General features: G+C 62.3%; 18 protein-coding genes. 4 read left to right on the top strand and 14 right to left on the bottom strand.

Features of this window, described 5'->3' with window-relative positions; translation table 11 throughout:
• Positions 1–153: 153 nt before the first annotated feature.
• Positions 154–585, top strand: coding sequence for a GNAT family N-acetyltransferase (locus H0W47_RS09310; RefSeq protein ID WP_296923549.1), 432 nt, complete (start codon positions 154–156; stop codon positions 583–585).
• Between the two features lie 162 nt (positions 586–747).
• On the opposite strand, the gene H0W47_RS09305 is transcribed toward H0W47_RS09310, so the two are convergent.
• The 13 genes from H0W47_RS09305 to H0W47_RS09245 form a co-directional block, all read right to left on the bottom strand.
• Positions 748–1,884 carry a PHB depolymerase family esterase gene (locus tag H0W47_RS09305; protein ID WP_296923546.1) on the bottom strand — a complete coding sequence of 379 codons (1,137 nt, stop codon included), beginning with the start codon at positions 1,882–1,884 and terminating at the stop codon, positions 748–750.
• 30 nt (positions 1,885–1,914) lie between these two features.
• Positions 1,915–2,340, bottom strand: coding sequence for a CopG family transcriptional regulator (locus tag H0W47_RS09300; RefSeq protein ID WP_296923543.1), 426 nt, complete (start codon positions 2,338–2,340; stop codon positions 1,915–1,917).
• A 154-nt stretch (positions 2,341–2,494) separates the two neighbouring features.
• Positions 2,495–3,382 (bottom strand): alpha/beta hydrolase, encoded by an 888-nt coding sequence (locus H0W47_RS09295; protein ID WP_296923540.1) that lies wholly within the window; start codon positions 3,380–3,382, stop codon positions 2,495–2,497.
• Between the two features lie 45 nt (positions 3,383–3,427).
• Entirely contained in the window at positions 3,428–4,558 is a 1,131-nt protein-coding gene (locus H0W47_RS09290) for an ABC transporter substrate-binding protein (protein ID WP_296923537.1), read from the bottom strand.
• A gap of 40 nt (positions 4,559–4,598) precedes the next feature.
• Positions 4,599–5,690, bottom strand: a complete 1,092-nt coding sequence (locus tag H0W47_RS09285) for a branched-chain amino acid ABC transporter permease (protein ID WP_296923534.1) — start codon at positions 5,688–5,690, stop codon at positions 4,599–4,601.
• Positions 5,691–5,700: 10 nt separating this feature from the next.
• Positions 5,701–6,681: a branched-chain amino acid ABC transporter permease gene (locus H0W47_RS09280; RefSeq protein ID WP_296923531.1), complete on the bottom strand. Its 981-nt coding sequence runs from the start codon at positions 6,679–6,681 to the stop codon at positions 5,701–5,703.
• On the bottom strand, positions 6,678–7,403 hold the full coding sequence (locus H0W47_RS09275; RefSeq protein ID WP_296923528.1) for an ABC transporter ATP-binding protein: 726 nt from the start codon (positions 7,401–7,403) through the stop codon (positions 6,678–6,680). The genes H0W47_RS09280 and H0W47_RS09275 overlap by 4 nt, the downstream gene beginning before the upstream one ends.
• Positions 7,400–8,176 (bottom strand): ABC transporter ATP-binding protein, encoded by a 777-nt coding sequence (locus tag H0W47_RS09270; protein WP_296923525.1) that lies wholly within the window; start codon positions 8,174–8,176, stop codon positions 7,400–7,402. The genes H0W47_RS09275 and H0W47_RS09270 overlap by 4 nt, the downstream gene beginning before the upstream one ends.
• A 141-nt stretch (positions 8,177–8,317) precedes the next feature.
• Positions 8,318–9,511, bottom strand: a complete 1,194-nt coding sequence (locus H0W47_RS09265) for a substrate-binding domain-containing protein (RefSeq protein ID WP_296923522.1) — start codon at positions 9,509–9,511, stop codon at positions 8,318–8,320.
• A gap of 135 nt (positions 9,512–9,646) precedes the next feature.
• Positions 9,647–11,143 carry a sigma 54-interacting transcriptional regulator gene (locus H0W47_RS09260; protein ID WP_296923519.1) on the bottom strand — a complete coding sequence of 499 codons (1,497 nt, stop codon included), beginning with the start codon at positions 11,141–11,143 and terminating at the stop codon, positions 9,647–9,649.
• Between the two features lie 82 nt (positions 11,144–11,225).
• Complete coding sequence (locus tag H0W47_RS09255) at positions 11,226–12,737, bottom strand: tripartite tricarboxylate transporter permease (protein WP_296923516.1); 1,512 nt, start codon at positions 12,735–12,737, stop codon at positions 11,226–11,228.
• 42 nt (positions 12,738–12,779) lie between these two features.
• Positions 12,780–13,322 carry a tripartite tricarboxylate transporter TctB family protein gene (locus H0W47_RS09250; protein ID WP_296923513.1) on the bottom strand — a complete coding sequence of 181 codons (543 nt, stop codon included), beginning with the start codon at positions 13,320–13,322 and terminating at the stop codon, positions 12,780–12,782.
• On the bottom strand, positions 13,322–14,281 hold the full coding sequence (locus H0W47_RS09245; protein WP_296923509.1) for a tripartite tricarboxylate transporter substrate binding protein: 960 nt from the start codon (positions 14,279–14,281) through the stop codon (positions 13,322–13,324). Before H0W47_RS09245 ends, H0W47_RS09250 begins: the two co-directional genes overlap by 1 nt.
• Positions 14,282–14,379: 98 nt before the next feature.
• Between H0W47_RS09245 and H0W47_RS09240 the strand changes: the two genes are divergently transcribed.
• The 3 genes from H0W47_RS09240 to H0W47_RS09230 are packed head-to-tail and all read left to right on the top strand — an operon-like array spanning position 14,380 to position 16,963.
• The gene (locus tag H0W47_RS09240; RefSeq protein ID WP_296923506.1) at positions 14,380–15,057 is read left to right on the top strand and encodes a response regulator transcription factor; all 678 of its coding nucleotides are present in this window, start codon (positions 14,380–14,382) and stop codon (positions 15,055–15,057) included.
• A gap of 43 nt (positions 15,058–15,100) precedes the next feature.
• On the top strand, positions 15,101–16,516 hold the full coding sequence (locus tag H0W47_RS09235) for a sensor histidine kinase (protein ID WP_296923502.1): 1,416 nt from the start codon (positions 15,101–15,103) through the stop codon (positions 16,514–16,516).
• A 39-nt stretch (positions 16,517–16,555) separates the two neighbouring features.
• Complete coding sequence (locus H0W47_RS09230; RefSeq protein ID WP_296923499.1) at positions 16,556–16,963, top strand: S4 domain-containing protein; 408 nt, start codon at positions 16,556–16,558, stop codon at positions 16,961–16,963.
• An 84-nt stretch (positions 16,964–17,047) separates the two neighbouring features.
• Here H0W47_RS09230 and H0W47_RS09225 read toward each other — a convergent pair whose 3' ends face one another.
• Positions 17,048–19,621, bottom strand: coding sequence for a TRAP transporter permease (locus H0W47_RS09225; RefSeq protein WP_296923496.1), 2,574 nt, complete (start codon positions 19,619–19,621; stop codon positions 17,048–17,050).
• Between the last annotated feature and the right edge of the window lie 45 nt (positions 19,622–19,666).

Here is a 19,666-nt window from a genome sequence, read left to right as displayed (position 1 = left end):
AAAATCGATCCGTTCTTGCGTACACTTTGGCATTGGCAGTCCCCGGTTGCAATTGACATCGAACACCAATGACAACGCGCTTCGGCACGGGGCTGCCGACTCCTGCTAATGAAATATCCGGGCTAACTCAAACGCTGAGTATTAACTAAAAATATGCCTCTCACCTGGTCCGACCACCTCGCCACCATCAACTGGCAAGAGCTCTCCGCCCTCTACGCGGCCGCGCCGCTCGGCAACAAGAGCCCGGCCAGCCTCCAAACCGTCTTCACCAACAGCATGTTCCGCTGCTTCGTCCATGAAAACGGCAAACTCGTCGGTGTGGGGCGCGCGCTGGCTGATGGCGTGGATTGTTCGTACATCTGCGACATCGCCGTGCTGCCCACCCACCAGGGCACCGGGCTCGGCAAACAGATCGTCAGCCATCTGGTGGGGCTGTCGCGGGGCCACCGCAAGATCATTCTTTATGCGGTGCCCGGCAAGGAAGGTTTTTACCGCAAGCTGGGCTTCAGGCGCATGACGACCGCGATGGCGATCTTTGACGATCCGGCGGGTGCGCTGGCGCGGGGTTACATCAGCGAGGCCTGAAGCATGGATGGCGCATCAAGTCCGCCATGACAAAATTTCAGGTGCATTGCCTGGCTTCATGCATCAAATCGGCCTCCGGCCCCCGTCTGGCGGGCCTGAACAGCTATTGATTCAATAGCAGATCAGCCAAACGACGCCCTGCCCCAACCCGCGTACCGCAGGTCAGGCCGCTGCGCCACCGGCCTGTGGATTTGCCCGGAAAAAGCGCAGCATCTCGCTCGTGGCATCGGCGCCGCGCGCGTCGGTGTACGAACCCTTCGCGTCGCCGCCTGACCAGGCGTGGCCTGCACCGTGCAGCAGCCAGTGTTCGGCCAGCTGCTTGCCCTGGCCGTCACGCCAGGTCGAGCGGGTGTAGCGTTGCCCCTGGGCGGACACACCCTGCTCGACCAGCGGCGCGCCTCCGGCCCTGGACATCACGGCCGCGACCACCTGCTCGCCATTGCGCGGGTGCACCGTTCGGTCTGCGTCGCCGTGGAAGACGATGGTCGGTGGTGCGGATGGCGACCCGGCCTTCGCCGGTGCCGCTGAACCGCTTTTCATCGCCGCCAGGGCCTCGCCCACGTTGCTGGCTGCGCCGCAGGGCAACCCCGAATGCACACCCACCGCTGCAAACACCTCGGGATAGGCACCCGCAACAATCGCGGCCATGGCGCCGCCTGCCGACAGGCCGACGACATAGACCCGGCGCGGGTCGATGCCGTGGTCTTTCATCACAGCCTGTGTCATGCCGGCGATCACTGCGGGCTCGCCGCTGCCGCGCTGCTGGTGGTTGTGCTTGAACCAGTTCCAGCAACGCTGCGGGTTGGCGTCTTGCGCCTGCTCCGGGTACAGCACGTAAAAGCCCTGCTCATGCGCCAGCGCGTTCATGCCCGTGCCCACGGCGAAGTCGTCGGGGTTCTGGGTGCAGCCATGCAGCATGACCACCAGCGGCAGCGGTTTGCCCGCTTGGCACGGCGGCACAAACAGCTTGTAGCGCAGCGTGCGTGCTGACTGGGTGTGGCTGCCGCTGATGAAGCTGCCCTGGTCGCCCGGCCCGCGCGCAGCGGTTTCATCGCGCGCCGGCACGTCGGCAGGCCGGCCTGCAAACGCTGCGGGCGCGGCGCGGCGCTCATCGACCTCGAACACACAGCCATCCAGCACCAGGCCGGACACCTCGGGGCGCACGCCGGCTGTGGGCGCCGTACTCGCGTGGGAGCCGCCGCGCAGCGCCTGCTGGATGGCTGCGGTGGCCTCGGTCAATCGGCCGCTTTGTGTCAGGCGTGTGGCTTCACGCATCAGATCATTCAGGGTGGTGTTCATGCAGACTTTCTTGAATTTGGGAGGGGGGTGTCAGAGCTGGCGACTGGCCAGCGCGGCCTTGAGCGCCGGGCTGGCGTGCAGCGCGCCCAGCACCTCCAGCGAGGCGATGGTGGCCAGCGCCAGCTCGGGCGTGACGTCATCGGCGAAGGTGGCCAGGCCCAGCACACGGATCTGCAGGGTCTCATTGGCCGCCTGCACGGCCAGCAGGTCGGCTGCGCTGAAGTGCTGCAGGCCCAGCACCAGCATCTTGCGGGCCACCACCTGTTTGACGGCGTCTGAATGGGTGCTCAGCTGGTTGCGGATGGCGGTGCGGATGAAGTCGCTGCGGTTGCCGTAAAAGCCTTCGCTCACCAGCAGGTCGATCTGGCCCAGATCCACAAAACCGAGGTTGATGGTGAGTTTTTCGGAATCCGCGACCTTGAAACGGGTGGGAACCGGGGTGGAGGTTTTTGTCATGCCACCATCCTATCACCATCCACATGGATGGTATTGGGATGGCCATCAGATTTACGCAGCAAAAAAAAGCCTTTTACTGCCTTATCCCGTTTTTCCCCCGTTTTTAGACGTCAAATCGCCTTCCAGCCCCCGCCCAGCAAGCGCGAGCAGCTATCTATTCAGTAGCAACTGCGGTCCGGCTGGCCGCCATCACAAATGCAGCCACGCGCTCCAGCTGGTCCGGCACATTGAGCGCCGGTGCATGGCCGCAGCCTTCGATCTCGACGATCTCCGTCAGCCCCTGTGCGCCAGGGCCGCGCGTCAGCATCTCGGCCGTGGTCTCGCGCAGCACCAGGTCGGACTCGGCGCCGCGCAGGCACAGCACCGGGATGGTCAAGGCGTCGTAGTGGTCCCAGATCAGATAGTCGTTGGGGTGGTGGGTGAACTGCTGCACCATGGCCGGGTCGTAATGCGGCGTAACCTGGCCGTTGGGCAATCGGCGGGTTGATGTTTCTGTCAGGCGGCGCCACTGCGCGTCGCTGAGCCAGCCATAGGGTTTGTAAACCTGGCGCAAAAAGGCCTCCAGCTCCTGCACGGTGTCAAAAGCCGGCGGGTTGCCGGCGTAGGAGCGAATGCGCTCTATCGCTGCATCGGCAACCTTGGGCGCCGTGTCGTTGAGCACCAAGCTCTGAATGCGCGGCTTCAGGCTGGGTTCGAACAAGCCCGACGCGCAGACCATGCCGATGGCGCCGCCCATGGAGGTGCCGACCCAGTGCGCGCTGCTGATACCCAACTGGTCAAACAGGTCAGCCGCGATGCGTGCGTAAAACGAAAGCTGGTACTCATTGGCCGGGTCCGGGCTCCACTGGCTCAGGCCGCGGCCAATCGTGTCGGGGCAGATCACCCGGTAACGCGTGCTCAGGCAGGCGGCCAGCTCGTCCATGTCGCGCCCGGTGCGCGCCAGGCCGTGCCAGGCGATCACTGTGTCGGCGTGCTGCGCGCCCCATTCGGTGTAATGGATTTCGCGGCCGGCGCAGCTCAGGTAATGCGACGTGAAGGACATAGAAGGGACTCTCTGTGATCTGTTGTTGTGAGTACCGTGGCTGGCTTACTTCAGCAGCTTGCCGGTGCTGCCGATCACCGTGACCTCGACATAACGCGAGCCGATGCGGTTGCTGGGCGAGTAGTTGACAACGACGCCGCCGGTGTCATAACTGTTCATGCCTTCCAGGGCCTTGACCACCTTGGCGCGCGTCGGGTTAGGGCCAGCGCGGCGCAAGGCTTCGACCAGCACCTTGGCGCCGACGAACTCCTCAAAGCTGGTGTAGTTGACCACCTCTTTGGGTGCGTACTTTTTCAGCAGCGCGTGGTACTCGCGCACCACCGGCGTATTGGGCATGAAGGGATAAGGCACGACCTGGCTGATGCCCAGGCCATGCGCATTTTTCAGGCCGGCCAGCTTGACCAGCTCGGCCGGGTCCACCACCGAGATGTTGTAGAGCTGCGCGCCGCCCCCGCTCTCGCGGTAGAGCTTGACAAATGCCGCCGTCGATTTGTTGACCGAGATCATGATGATGGCCTGCGCGTCCGAAGCCTTGATCTTCTTGACCGCTTCCTCGACCTTGTCGGTGTTGCGCTCGTAACCTGCGGCCGCCGACAGTTTCAGATTGCGTTTTGTCAGCGCGTTCTCGACGCCCAGCAAGCCGGCCTTGCCGAAACCGTCGTCCTGGTACATCACGGCGATGCGGCTCATGCCCAGCGTGGTCACCTGCTGCACCATGTGTTCGGCCTCATCGGCATAACCGGCGCGCACATGGAAGATCCACGGGTTGAAAGGGTTGCGCAGCGACTCGCCGCCGGTATAGGGCGCCACCAGCGCAGCGCCACCCACATCGAGCACGCCATCGGTCAGCAGTTGCGTGACATTGGCGGTGCCAGCAAAACCGAACAGCGCCACCACCTCGGGCCTTGCCAGCATCTCGCGCGTCAGGCGCACGGTCTCGGCCACCTTGTAGCCATCGTCCACCACCTCGTGGCGGATTTTTGCGCCGTGGATGCCGCCAGTTGCATTGATGTGCTCAAAGTAGATTTTGCCGCCGACCACCATCTGGTGCCCGGTGCTGGCCAGCACGCCCGAGAGCGGCGCCACCTGGCCGATCACGAGGTCGGCTGCCTGCCCGATGTCGCCCAACCCGCAAAGGGCCAGCGCGGCCACTGTCTGTCGACCCCATGCTTTCATTGCTGTCTTCATCTTGTTGTCTCCTGCTGTGGCCTGGCTTTCAGGTCCGGGTTGTTGTTCCCTGAATACGCGCGGCCCTGAGCCGCCCCACCACTCCTGTGGGAAAGTAATAGACCGACAACACAAACAGCAGGCCCAGCCAGAGCAGCCAGCGGTCCGGGGAAAGAAGGGCTGCCAGCCAGGGCAGGCCGGCCGCGGCCTCGCTGGCCAGGCGCAGCAAATCCTGCAAGTAGCTTTGCGCCACCACGAACAGCGCCGCACCTATGGCCGCGCCGTAGATCGTGCCCATGCCGCCGATCACCACGATCAGCAGCACGTCGATCATGATTTCAAACGACAGCGAAGTGTCCGGCCCGTTGTAGCGCAGCCAGAGCGCCAGCATGGCGCCGGCCATGGTTGCAAACAGTGCCGACAACACGCTGGAGGTGGTGCGGTAGACCACCACGCGGTAACCGATGGCCTCGGCGCGGAACTCGTTCTCGCGAATGGCCTGCAGCACGCGCCCGAAAGGCGAGTTGACGATGCGCAGCAGGCTCAGCAGCAGCACCAGGGTCACCACGAACAGCAGGTAGTAGGTCAGCAGCCGCCCGTCGATGGACACACCGAGGAAAGGCTGCTCGAAAAACTCCATGCTGGGCGATAGCAGTTCGGGCACCTTGAAGCTCAAGCCGTCTTCGCCGCCGGTAATTTCCGACAGCTGCGAAGCCAGGGTCTGGAAGGCCGAGGCCACGGCCAGCGTGATCATGGCAAAAAAGATGGCCTTGACCCGCAGTGAGAAGAGGCCCACCAGCAGCGACAGCACAAAAGACAGCGCCAGCGAGGACAGCAGGCCAACGGCAAGCGCCTCCCAGGTCGGGCCCAAGCGTGTTGACGCCACCGCAATGCCATAAGCCCCAATGCCGAAAAACATGGTGTGCGCAAAACTGACGATGCCGGTGTAGCCCAGCAGCAGGTCGAAGCTGGCCACCAGCACAATGAACACCAGCACCTTGGCAGCGACGCTGAGCGCCTTGACGCCGGGAAACAGGAAAGGTGCAAAGGCCAGGGTCAGCAGCAGGCCGACCAGGATCACGGCCAGCACGCGGCTGCGCGGGAAGTCGTTGGAGACGACACGTGTAAGGATGTTGTTCATGGTCTCATCCTCAGCGGTTGGTCACGGGGTAGATGCCCTGGGGCCGCCACAACAGGATGGCCGCCATCAGCGCGATGTTGGAAAACAGCGCCACCTTGGGGGCCAGAAAGCCGGTGTAGTTGGCCATCAGCCCGACCAGCAAGGCGCCGATCAGCGCACCGCCGGTGGAGCCCAGCCCGCCGATGATGATGACGATAAAGATCAGCACATTGACCTGCGCGCCCATCTGCGGCGTCACGCTTTGCTGGTACAGGCCCCACATCACGCCACCCAGGCCGGCCAGTGCGCTGCCGACCACAAACACGCCAACAAACAGGCGCTTGATGCGGTAACCGAGCGACTCGACCATCTCGCGGTCCTGCACGCCGGCGCGAATCAGCAGGCCGACCTTGGTGCGTACCAGCGTCCAGGCCAGGATGGCAAACACCACCACGCCCACGCTCACAGCGATGAGGCGGTATTTTTCAATCGCCGCGTCACCCAGCAGCAGGGATCCGCGCATGCCCTCGGGCATGGGCAGCGCAATTTGCGCCGGACCCCAGATCACCTTGATCAGCTCTTCACCGATGATCATGCCGCCCATGGTGATCAGGATCTGCTTGAGGTGCTGGCCATAAACCGGCCGCACGATAAAACGCTCAAACACCAGACCGACGGCACCAGCCACCAGCATGGCCACCAGCATGGCCGGCAGCACCGCCAGCATGTTGCGCAGCATGGAATCGCTTTGCGTGTAGTCACCCATCGCGCCCAGCACGGTAGTGGCCACAAAAGCACCCAGCGCGATGAACACACCGTGGCCGAAATTGAGCACGTCCATCAGGCCGAACACCAGCGTCAGGCCCGAGGCGATGATGAAGATGATCATGCCCATGGCGAGTCCGGCGACGGTCAGGGTGAGCCAGGTGGAGCCGGAGCCGATGAAGGGAAAAATCCCCAGCGCCAGCAAAGGCACCAGCGCCAGCGGTTTCCAGTCGAAATCTGTTTTCATATGGCAAGTCCCAGAAGCGATTGCTGCAGCGCCGCGTCATCAGCGAGTTCCTGCATGAAGCCGGCATGAACCACCACGCCGTTGTCCATCACGGCGACGGTGTCGCCCAGACGTTTGGCAAAGTTGATGTTTTGCTCAACCAGCAAAATCGTCACACCGCTGGCCTTGAGTTGCGCAAAGGCGTCGATCATGTTGTTGATGATGGCTGGCGCCAGCCCTTTGCTGGGCTCATCGACGATCAGCAGTTCACGCGGCTCGACGATGGCGCGGGCCACCGCCAGCATCTGCTTTTGCCCGCCTGACAATTTGCCGGCCGGGTGGTTCCAGAATTTATCGACCGCTGGAAACAGCGAGAAAATCCACTTGAGCCGGGTGTCATCCATCTGGCTGGCACGTTTGGCGCTGCGCGCCGCCAGCAACATGTTTTCCTTGACGGTCAGGTCCGAAAAAATGCCCATGCTCTCGGGCACGTAGGCGATATTCAGCTCGGCGATCTGCGGCGTGGCCAGTTGCGTGATGTCGCGCCCGCCAAACGTCACCTTGCCCTGCGAGGCCTGCCACAGGCCCATGATGGTGCGCAGCGTGGTGGTCTTGCCGGCGCCATTGCGGCCCAGCAGCATGGTCAGTTGCCCCTTGGGGATGGCCAGGTCCACGCCATGAAGGATGTGGTACGCACCGATGTGGGTGTGGACCCCTTCGAGAGTCAGCAAATTTTGCGTCATGCAGCCTCCCCTGCCGGCGCGGGCGCCACACCCAGATAAGCTTCCTGGACCACCGGCGAGGCAATCACCTCGGCCGGTTCACCATCGGCCACCAGCGAGCCGTTGTGCAGCACGATGATGCGGTCGGCCAGTTCACGCACCACGTCCATCTTGTGCTCCACCAGCAAAATTGTTTTGGTCTTGTCCTGCTTCAACTGGCGAATCAGGTTCAGGATCACCGGCGCCTCTTCGGTGCTCATGCCGGCCGTCGGTTCGTCAAACATGAAGACCTGTGACTCCAGCGCCATCAGCAAGGCAACTTCAAGCTTGCGCTGGTCGCCGTGCGGCAGGCTGGCCACCGGCATCTGCGCCTTGGCCTGCATGGCCACGGCTTCGAGGATTTCTTCCGCCCGGTTCAGCAGCGCCTTGTGATCGCTCCAGATACTCCACAGGTTCAGCCCATGCCGGTGCGCACCGTGGCGCGTGGCCTGAACCGCCAGCCGCACGTTTTCCAGCACGGTGAGGTTGGGGAACAGGTTGGTCAGCTGGAACGCCCGGCCCAGACCGGCATGGGTGCGCGCAGAGACGCCCATGCCCGACAGCTCCTGGCCGTTGAGCGTGACCGTGCCGCTGCTGGCTTTGAGTTGCCCCGAGATCAGGTTGAAGTACGTCGTTTTGCCCGCGCCATTGGGGCCGACAATGGCTGTGAGCGTGCCTGGCTCAAACGAGCAGGTCACGGCATTCACCGCCACATGACCGCCGAAGCGGATGGTTAGTTCGTGGGTTGCCAGCATGGGTTCAGCACCAGGCTCCAAGTCAATTTTTAGGCAAAAACAGCCCCCAGCCCTTGCCAATCAAGCGCCAACAGCTATCAAAACAGGAGTAAGAGAAGAGAAGGCACGCGCCCATCCGGCGGCGCCTTCCCACTCAGCGCATCAACGCTTGTTGAGGATGGGGATAGCCATCTCTTCCGGCTTGATCTCGCGAACAAGCTCAGGCACGCCCCAGGCAAATGCCGGGTCAGCCTTGATCTTGAAATGGAACATGCTCTGCATGGCCTGATGGTCTTCCTTGCGGAAGGTCATTTTGCCCTTGGGCGTGTCAAAGCTCATGCCTTCCATGGTGGAGATGAGCTTGTTGGTCTCGGTGTCGCCCTTGGTCTTGTTGAGCGCCGTCACAATGGCCATGGCTGCAGAGAAACCGCCCGCAGTGAAGAAGTCTGGCGGTGCCTTGAACTGCTTGTAGTGCTGGGCCACCATGGCTTCGTTCACCGGGTTCTTGGGGATGCCGAAGTAGTAGTACAGCGCGCCTTCCATGCCCGGGAAGCTCTTGTAGGCCACCATGGCCGGCAGGATGTTGCCGCCGGTGGCGAGCTTGATGCCGAAGCGCTTTTCGAGGTCCAGATCGGCGATCTTCGGAAACGGTGTCGGGCTGCCCGACCAGCCGACCGAGAGGTATTTGTTGCCCGGCTGGTCTTTGAGCTTGTCCACAATGCGCTGCAGGCCCGCCGTGAAGTCGGTGGTGCCGACCGGCAGGTACTCTTCATGCACAACCTTGGCGTTTTTCATGAAGGACTTGGCGGCCTTCACACCATCACGGCCGAAGGCGTTGTCGTTGGCCAGAATCGCAACCACATTGCCCGGCTTGTCCAGCGCCACGGCGTTGGCAGCGGCGTCCTGGCTGGAATTGCGGCCGGTGCGGAAGATGTACTTGTTCCACTTGTCGCCGGTGATGCTGTCGGCCACGGCTGGCTCGACCACCAGGATCTTCTTGTATTCCTCAGCCACTGGCAGCATGGCCAGCGCGACGGGGGAAGCAGTCGGGCCGACCGCGATGTCGACCTTGTCGTCGGCATAGGCTGCGGCCAGCGCCGCCTTGCCCACGTCGGGCTTGCCCTGGTCATCCTTCTCGATGACCACAAGCTTCTTGCCCCCCACCATCATGGTGCCACCGGTGGCGTAATCCAGTCCCATATAGAAGCCCGTGATGGTCTGCTTGGCATAGGCCTCCAGCGGGCCGGTTTTGCTGGCAATAACGGCGATCTTGATTTCTTTGGCCTGGCTCAGGGCCACGGGCGAAACAAAGGCAGTGGCGAGCGCGGCAAGTGCGATAAGGCTACGACGGTGCATGGATGTCTCCTGTTGTTGGTTGCGCACCAGGATTGCACAGGTCGTGCCAGCTTCAAGTCATTGATTTATATGGATAATTTTCTGGCAACCAAAGTATTGCCTGAAATAAATACATATTTACTGTCTGATTTTCAGTCAATTGCCTGATTTTTGATCAGGGTTATCCAGACGTTCATACAGTTTGGCGCGGGAGATTCCGAGCAGCCGCGATGCCGCCAGCTTGTTGCCGCCCGTGGCCTCCATGGCTGCGGCAATGGCACGGCGCTCGACCTGCGCAATCTGCTCGGCCAGTGGCCGCAGCGGGTCGGACTGTGAGGGGTCCATGCCGTGCAGCGCGGCAGGTGCCGGCGCGATGCGCTCTATGCCGGACTCCTTCAGCACGTCCTCGACCTGCGCGCGGTCAATGCTGGCCGAGTCGCTGCGCATGGCGGCCTGCTCCAGCACATTGCGCAGCTCACGGATGTTGCCGCGCCAGGTCTGCGCAGACAGCAGCGCCAGCGCATCGGGTGCCAGCTCGGGCTGGCGGTCGCCGCTGCGCAAGGCCATCTCTTCGCCCAGCACCTCCAGCAAAGCCGGAATGTCCGATCTGCGCTCGCGCAGCGGCGGCACCCGTACCGGCAGGACGTTGAGGCGATAAAACAGATCCTCGCGGAATTTGCCTTCGCGCACCAGGACGGCAAGATCGCGAGAGGTCGCAGCCACCAGGCGTGCGTCGAAAGGGATCAGCTTGTTGGAGCCCAGCGGCTCGATCTCGCCCTCTTGCAGCGCGCGCAGCAGCTTGGCCTGCAGCGCCTGCGGCATGTCGCCGATCTCGTCGAGGAACAACGTGCCGCCGTCGGCCAGCTTGAACTTGCCGTCGCGGCCCTTGCGGTCGGCGCCGGTGTAGGCGCCCGGCGCCACGCCGAAGAATTCGGCCTCCAGCAGGGTGTCGGGCACGGCCGCGATGTTGACGCTGATAAACGGCCCGCGCGCACGACTGGACGCTGCATGGATGGCGTGCGCCAGCAACTCCTTGCCGGTGCCGGTTTCGCCCAGCAGCAGCACCGGGCTGGTGGTCTGCGCGGCGCGGCGCGCCTGGCGCTTGACCTCGACCGCCGCCGGGCTGGTGCCTATGAAACTGGCGAAGGTGTGTTTGGACTGGCGCTGCCCGCCGGTGTGCTGCAGGCGCTGGCTGGCCAGCTCGCGGCGCGCGTCGTCGAGGTCGCGGTGCAACAGCGCAAACTTGCTGATCAGCGGCTGCAGAGTGGTCTCGGGGTGGTCAAACAGCACAATGCCGATGGCACCAATGATGTCGTCGCCGCCTTCGTCGCGCAGCGGAATGCGGCTGACCACAAAGGTACCTGCGCGATTGGTCAGCAGGTCGATCAGGAAGGCCTCACCGGTTTCCAGCACCCGCCGCATCTGGGTGTTGGGAATGACCTCTTCCACCATGTGGCCGACAAACTGGTCCACCGATGAAAATCCGAGCGCCGGCAGGAAACGCTTGTAGCCGTCATTGACCCAGACGATGCGGCCGGTGCGGTCCACCAGGAACATGCCCTGGCTGATGCTGGAAAACAGATGGAACATGGACCGCGCCGCCAGCGCCAGGATGCTCTGGGCATCGCGCGGCAGGGCATCGTCGTGTTGCATGCGTCGGATGTTAACGCAGGCCTGCCGGGCCGAGTGGCAACGCCTGTCCACGGACATCCGCGCGCGTCAACCTTTCGCGCCTCTAAATGGGGGCGATCTGGACCCTGTCTTTGCGCCCGGCCACAAACTTTGCAATCCGCGGCAGCAGCAACACGACAAGTACGACAAGCAGCAAAACAAGAGACATGGGACGCTGCAGGAAGACCAGTGCGCTGCCTTCGCCGATGGAGACTGCGTTGCGCAACTGTGCCTCAGCCAGGGGGCCCAGAATCATGCCGACGATGACAGGAGCTGTCGGGAAATCGAAGCGCCTCATCCCCACACCCAGCAACCCGATTCCATACAGCAAAACAAGATCGAAGACGCTTTGACGCATGCCGTACACACCCAGTGTTGCAAAAATCAGAATGCCTGCATACAGGTACGGACGCGGAATTTTTAACAGCTTGACCCACAGGCCCACCAGCGGAAGGTTAAGCACAAGCAACATCACGTTGCCGATATAAAGCGAGGCGATCAAGGCCCAGACCAGTGCAGACGAAGTTGTGAACAGTTGGGGGCCCGGCTGGATACCGTAATTTTGAAACGCGCCGAGCAAGATGGCTGCTGTGGTGGAGGTCGGGATGCCCAGCGTCAGCAGTGGCACCAGCGTGCCGGTGACGGCAGCGTTGTTGGCCGCCTCCGGGCCAGCCACACCTTCGATGGCACCCGTGGTGCCGAACTCTTCGGTGTGTTTGGACAGCTTGCGCTCGACGCCATAGCTCAGAAAAGTCGGGATCTCGGATCCGCCTGCGGGGATGGTGCCGAAAGGAAAGCCAATAAACGTGCCGCGCAACCAGGCCGGCCACGATCGTTTCCACTCAAGGCCCGTCATGTGCACGGTGCTCATCTTGCTCTGGCCGGGCTTGACCTTGCCTTCGTACAGAACCATGTACAGCGCCTCACCCACTGCAAACAGGCCGACGGCCATGAGAACAACTTCAATGCCATCCAGCAGCTCCGGAACGCCCAGGGTGTAGCGCGCCTGACCGGTAATTTGATCCAGGCCAATCAGGCCAACCGCAAGCCCAAGAAAGAGCGCAGTGAGACCGCGCAGTGTGCTTTTCCCCAGCACGGCGCTGACCGCTACAAATGCAAGCACCATGAGCAAAAAGTATTCGGGTGGACCAAGCTTGACCGCAAACTCAGCCACCAGGGGCGCAAACAGCGTCACCATCACGGTAGCGATAGTGCCCGCGACGAAAGAGCCTATGGCCGCCGTGGCCAGTGCGGCGCCAGCGCGCCCGCTCTTGGCCATTTTGTTTCCCTCCATGGCCGTGACCATGGTGCCGGTTTCGCCGGGCGTGTTGAGCAAGATGGAGGTGGTGGAGCCACCATACATGGCCCCGTAATAAATACCGGCGAAAAAGATCATCGATGCCGTGACCTCAACCTTGGCCGTGATGGGCAGCAACATGGCAACCGCTACTGCGGGGCCGATGCCGGGCAACACGCCCACCGCCGTCCCCACCACACAACCAATCAAACACCACAACAAATTGATCGGTGTGGCAGCTGTGGCAAAGCCTGCCATCAGTTGGGTGAAAACATCCATGTCTAACTTTCTCTATCGATCAACAATTTCAAACCGTCACCATCAAATCCAGCCGGTCGAGGTGAGCCCCGGCAGGTTGATGGCCAGCAGTTTCGTGAACATCCAGTACACCGGAGCAGCAATGGCCAGGCCAATCCCTGCGTCGCGGAGCACGCGGGTCAGCGAGCCGGCATCTGCTCCCTCCGACTGACGCAGGCCGCGCACTGCCAGCACAAAACACAATGCGCAACTGAGAATAAAACCCAGTGTGGTGATCAGGGCAGCGTTGGCCAGCAAGCCGGCAGACATCCACGCAAATCCCTTCCAGTCGCCGGTGGTTGCGCCCGAGGCTTCTTCCGCGTGGCGAAAGCCGCCCGTGCGGGCCTCAAATACCATCCAGGCGCCGCAAACCAGCAGCACGGCTGTCACCAGCCACGGCAGAAAATTGGGGCCCACGCCCTGATAACCCGCCTCGCCGGGAATGGTGAGCGCCCCGACCGCGAGCAAACCGCCAGTGACAAACACGCCCACACCAATCAGGGTTTGCTCCAGCACGGGCGGGGCATGCTTCACCTCCCCATGCGGAAAAGCGCCATCCTCGCGCATCAGAGCATTCCAGACAGATACATGATGGCGCGCAGTGACGAGAATTCGTAGTCAACAAATTCTTCAAACTCCTTGCCAGTCATCAACGCTGGCGTCCAGGCATTCTTTGTCAGTGAGTCCTGCCAGGCCTTGGTCTTGGTGGCCTTGACAACCATATCGGTCAACGCGGTGCGCTGGGCGGCGCTGAGACCAGGCCCGCCGTAAACGCCGCGCCAGTTGCCGAGCACCACGCTGTAGCCCTGCTCTTTCATGGTCGGGACAGCGATGTTGGGCAGGCGCTTGTCCGAGGTGACCGCAATAGCGCGCATCTTACCTGATTTGATGTATTCAGCAAATTCGCTGTAGCCGCTGCCCCCCACGGTGACGTTGCCACCCAGGATGGCCGCAACCGCTTCGCCGCCGCCACGAAATGCAACGTAGTTCACTTTTTTCGGATCAACGCCAATATTGCGGGCCAGCATGGCTGCAGAAATATGCTCTGTAGAGCCGCGTGAACCCCCGCCCCACTTGACGCTGCCCGGGTCCTTCTTGAACTGCTCAACCACATCCTTCATGGTTTTGAGGGGGGACTCGGCAGGCACCACAAAGACGTTGTACTCGCTGGTTAGCCGTGCGATAGGGGTGCAGCTTGTCAGTGACACAGGCGGCTTGCCGGTGATGATGCCACCAATCATGACGGCGCCCATCATCAGGAGCTGGTCTCCATCGCCTTTGGCTGAGTTGGCAAACTGAGCCAGGCCGATAACGCCTGCGGCGCCGCCCTTGTTTTCGTACTGCACATTGTCAGCTGTCTTGGCTTCCAGAATAGCCTGGCCCAAAGCGCGGCCTGTCCCGTCCCAGCCGCCACCCGGGTTGGCCGGAATCATCATTTTCAAGTTGGTCGCGGCTTGCGCGCTCAGAGGGAGGGATCCGGCGGCAGCCAGGGCCACCATTGATTTGAGGAATTCGTCGCGACGCATGGTTTTGTCTCCTTGGGTTTGAATAACAACTGTATGTTGCTTTCTCAGCCTGTCAATCGGCTGTCTCAAAACACTAGGGAAAGTGCTAGGCTAGTCACATGAAATTGCTTTTGGTGGAAGACGACCCTTCGATGCAAACAGCGCTGCGTCGCGCGCTGCAAAGCCGCGGAATGGACGTACACACTTGCGCCGACGGTCGCGCCGCACTGGGTCGCTGGCAACAGGTCGCACCCGACCTTGTGCTACTAGACCTGACGCTGCCGGGCCTGGACGGCCTGCAGGTACTGGAGCAGGCGCGCCGCGCGGGACTGACGACGCCCGTGCTTATCCTGACAGCCCGCGGCACAGTGGGCGACCGCATCATCGGGCTGAACGCCGGTGCTGACGACTACCTGCCCAAACCCTTTGATCTGGACGAACTGGAAGCCAGGCTGCGCGCCCTGCACCGGCGCCGTAACGATTCCGATAAAGAATCGAGCCCTGCGCCTCTGCATCTGGGCCAACTTCGCTATGAAAAACAGAGCGGCGCCATCTACCACGACGAGAAGGTCATGGAGCTGACGCCGCGCGAGGCGGCCCTGCTGCATGCCCTGATGGCCCGGCCCGGACACGCCGTATCCAAGGAGCAATTGTTTGAAATGGTGTTCCCCGGCGAACTGGATGTGCAATACGAGGCAGTGGAGGTGGTTGTTTACCGGCTGCGCAAAAAACTGGCTGACACAGGCGTGACCCTGATGACCCTGCGGGGTCTTGGCTATTTGCTGAAGGCAGCATGACACGTTCATGAGCGACACGCAGTCATCAACCCCAAACGAATCCATGAGCCTGAGGAGCATGTCGCTGCGAAGGCATTTGCTTCTGGGCATCCTTTTGCCCGTCGGCGTTTTTGTGGTGATCAACACCGTGGGTCTATACCGCCAGGCGCTGGAAGCCATCAACACGGCTTACGACCGCACACTGCTGGCCTCGGCAAAATCCATTGGCGAGCAGCTGGACGTGGTGGGCGTTGAAGAGGGCGCCGTGCTGCGTGCAACGGTTCCCTACTCTGCACTGGAGGCCTTTGAGGCGGACACCCAAAGCCGGATGTTTTACCGGGTGTCCAGCCGCAGCGGGACGCTGGTGTCCGGCTTTCAAGAGCTGCCATTTTGGGAGGGGAAAATTCCGGACCGCGGCGCGTACGCGGCCCTGGTCGATTTTTACGACGACACCTTCAGGGGCGACCCGGTGCGCGTGGCTGTGTTGCTGCAGCCCGTGGTCAGCCAAACCGGGCGCGGCATGGCCGTGGTGCAGGTGGCCGAAACGCTGGAACTCAGGCAAACCCTCACTCGCAAAATTCTCTTCGACACCTTGTGGCGTCAAGCCATTTTGGTCGCCGTGATTGCGCTGGTGGCCGTGGTGGTGGTTCAGCGCGCCACGCGGCCGGTGCGCCGTCTCAGTGCGCAATTGCAGGCGCGGCCCGAGGGCGACCTGACGGCCATCGCCGCGCCCGACGCTCCGCGCGAACTGCTGCCCCTGGTCGATGCCACCAATGAGGTCATGGGCCGGCTGCAGCACCTGCTGGACAACCAGAAGCGTTTTGTGCGCGACGCAGCGCACCAGCTGCGCACGCCGCTAGCCGTCCTGAAGGTTCAGGTGCAGTCGGCGCTGCGCGGCGATATGAACGCACAGGCGGCGCTGGCCGAGATCAACCAGACCGTGGACCGCGCCACCCTGCTGGCCAACCAGATGCTGGCGCTGGCCAAGGTTGAACAACTCCGCCAGCAGGCTGAGCTGGGGCCGGTGGACATGACCGCCATCGTGCGCGCCGTTGCGCTGGACCTCGCGCCCCTGATTGCCGAGAAAGACCTGGACTTCGACATCGAGACCGTGGCAGCCAACATCAACGCTCACGAATGGATGCTCGGCGAGTTGTGCCGGAACCTGCTGCACAACGCCATCAAGCACAGCCAGCGCGGCGGCGCGCTGTCGGTGCGGCTGATTACCGACGCGCGTTATCTGGCACTGACCATCAGCGACAGCGGCCCCGGCATTCCGGCGGAACTCGCGGCACGCCTGTACCAACCGTTTTCAGCCGGCAATGTGCGCCAGGGTTCAGGGCTGGGCCTGGCGATCTGCCGCGAGATCATCCAAGCCCTGGGCGGCAGCATCACACTGGAAAACCGTGAAGACCATGGGCGTGTTGCGGGACTGGACGCAACCGTGCGCCTGCCGCTGGTTCACAATAACGGGGTATGAAAGCAATGTTCCCTGGGCAGCAACAGCCGGAGTGTACGCATGCGTCTTGACAAGTGGCTGTGGGCCGCGCGTTTCTACAAGACGCGAACGCTGGCGACCGAGGAAATCAGCAAGGGCCGCTTGCAGGTCAACAGTCAAGAGGCCAAACCGGCGCGTGACATCAAGGCCGGCGACACCGTGGCCATGCGCCAGGGACCGGTGACACGTACTGTCGTGATCAGGGGCTTGAGCCAGCAGCGCGGCGCCGCCCCCGTGGCGCAGCAGCTTTACGAGGAAACCACCGACAGCCTGCGCCTGCGTGAGGCGGCCGCCGAGCAGCGCCGGCTCAACAACGAGCCAGCCGCCAGCATCGAACACGGCCGCCCGACCAAACGCGACCGGCGCAGCATGGACAAGGCCGGCGGCAAGAACTGGGGCGACCGCTGGAGTGCCTCGGTCGATTCCTGATTTGCTCCTGTTTTGATAGCTGTCTACGCTTGACCGGCGGGGGCAGAAGCCCGATTTGGCTTCAAGCCAGAACGCCTGCCCCGTTCAAAGCCGCCCCTCACGACGCATGCGCCTACCCTGCAGCCACCAGACCAGTGCGATCAACAGCAAGCCAGGCAGATAAAACCAGTGTTTGGACGGCCTCTCGGCCTTCACCTTGAGCATGGCTACGTCCCAGCCCTGCTCGAACCCCCCTTTGTGCGCACGCGATCCAAATTTCAGCGCGCCGATCTTCACCTGGTCGCCGAGCGGCACCAACTGCAAGCCTGCGTCGGTCAGGCGCTTGCGGCCTTCTGCGCCCGCTGCACCCAGTCGCAGGGCCACGGTCTTGGTGACGTCCTCACCCTCGATGGTGGTGCCCTTGATAACCATCACCATCTGATCATCAGGTGCAGCGGCTTTCGCCACTTCAAACACTTGGGCAGCTGGCACCTCGCGGTACTCGGGCGTGATGCGGTCCATGAAAAATCCGGGCCGGAACAGCAGGGTCACCGCCATTGCCAGCAAAATGATTTCCCACCAGCGGCACTTGTCACGAAACCAGTTCATGGTGATGGCCGTGAACACCAGCATGGCGATGGTGCAGGCTGCCACCACCCGGACCAGTTCACCCGCCCCATCCACATCAATCAGCAACAGTTGTGAATTGAAAATCCAGATAAATGGCAGGATGACCGTGCGCAGTGCATACAGCGCACCCTGGACCCCGGTTTTGATCGGGTCTTCGCCAGAAATTGCGGCGGCCGCAAAGGTCGCCAGCCCCACCGGGGGCGTGATGTCGCCCATGATGCCGTAGTAGAAAACAAAGAGGTGCACCGCAATCAGCGGGATGATGAGCCCGGACTGCGCGCCCAGTTCCACCACCACCGGCGCCATCAGCGTGGCTACCAGCACGTAGTTGGCGGTGGTCGGCACACCCAGGCCCAGCACCAGGCAAACAAAGGCGATGAACAGCAGCATGATCATCACATTGCCTTGCGAGACGAACTCGACAAACTCCGTCATGCGCAGGCCCAGGCCGGTCAGCGTGATGCCGCCGACGATGATGCCGGCCGTCGCCGTGGCGATGCCGATGCCGATCATGTTGCGCGAGCCGTCGTGAAAGCCTGCCACCACATCGCTCCAGCCCCCGCGCCAGCTGCCGGCAACAGGCGTCTTCCGGAAAAACGCCACCAACGGATGCTGAGTCACCATCAGCACGATCAGCACGGTAATGGCCCAGAAGGCCGAGAGGGACGGCGACATTTCCTCGACCATCAGACACCAGATCAGCGTGCCTATGGGCAACAGAAAATGCAAACCAGCCTTGACGGTGGGCCAAGTGTCCAGTGGCTTGGGATTGTCAATGTCGATGTCCTGCGGCAGGTCGGGGGCGCGGGCCGCCTCGCGGATGGCGTACAGGTACAGCGCCGATACTGTCGCGCCAATGGCCCAGCCTGCGCCCGCACCCAGCCACTGCTTCATGGCTTCGAACAGGTAGTAAAGCGCGGCAACCACAATGATGCTGCCAGACAAACCCAGGCCGTTGCGCACCACCCGGACCCGCCAGGGCTTGGGCTCGCGCTGCACGATGGGGTTCATACCCATCTTCACCGCCTCCAGGTGAACGATATAAAACAGGCCAATGTACGACAGCACGGCCGGCAACAACGCGTGCTTGACGATGTCCGAGTACGGAATTCCGACATACTCCACCATCAAAAAGGCAGCCGCTCCCATGACGGGCGGCATGATCTGCCCGTTGACGGAGGACATGGTCTCGATGGCCCCGGCCTTGACACCGCCGTAGCCGGCTTTTTTCATCAGCGGGATAGTGAATATGCCGCCCGAAACCACATTGGACACCGAGGAGCCCGATATCATGCCGTTGAGCGCCGAGGACACCACTGCGACCTTGGCGGGGCCACCACGCAGGTGACCCAGCGCCGCAAAACTGACCTGCATCATGTAGTTGCCGCCACCGGCCTTGTCGAGCAGTGCACCAAACAGCACGTAAACAAAAATGGCGCCGGTCGAAACCCCCAGCGCGATGCCGTAAACCCCTTCGGTCGTGAGCCACATGTGCGAGACCAGCCGGTTCAGTGAAGCGCCCTTGTGTTGTAGCACCTCCGGCATGTAAGGTCCGGCCATCGCGTAAAAGATGAACAGCGCGGCCAGCACCGCCATCGGCCAGCCCACGGCGCGCCGGGTGGCTTCAAGCAAAAGTACCATGCCAGCGGTCGCCACCACCACGTCCATCAGGTTAGGCTGCCCCGGCCGAGTTGACAGCTCCGTGTAAAACAGCAGCAGGTAAGCTCCGGCAAAAGCCCCCGCGAGTGCGAACACCCAGTCCAGCAATGGCACATGGTCGCGCGGTGAACGCCTGCTCGCCGGCCAGGCCAGAAACGACAAAAACATCGCAAACGCCAGATGCACAGCGCGTGCTTCCGTGTCATTGAGCACGCCGAAACGCAGCACAAAGGGCAGCGGCGAGGCATACCAGAACTGGAACAGCGCCCAGGCCAGTGCAACCGCAAAAATCAGCATGCCGGTCGCGCCGCCGGGTTTGCGCCCGCCGGTATCGGCATCGGCCACGAGTTGCTGCAGTTCGGAAGATGCTTTTTCAATATCGGACGCCATCGCCGCTCCTCATCGTCATATTCTTGTGGTCAGGTCGAAAAAAAG

Source organism: Polaromonas sp. (genome assembly GCF_013817205.1).
Classification (GTDB): domain Bacteria; phylum Pseudomonadota; class Gammaproteobacteria; order Burkholderiales; family Burkholderiaceae_C; genus Polaromonas.
The sequence above is the reverse complement of the archived record's forward strand: the minus strand, read 5'-3'. Positions and strand labels throughout refer to the sequence as shown.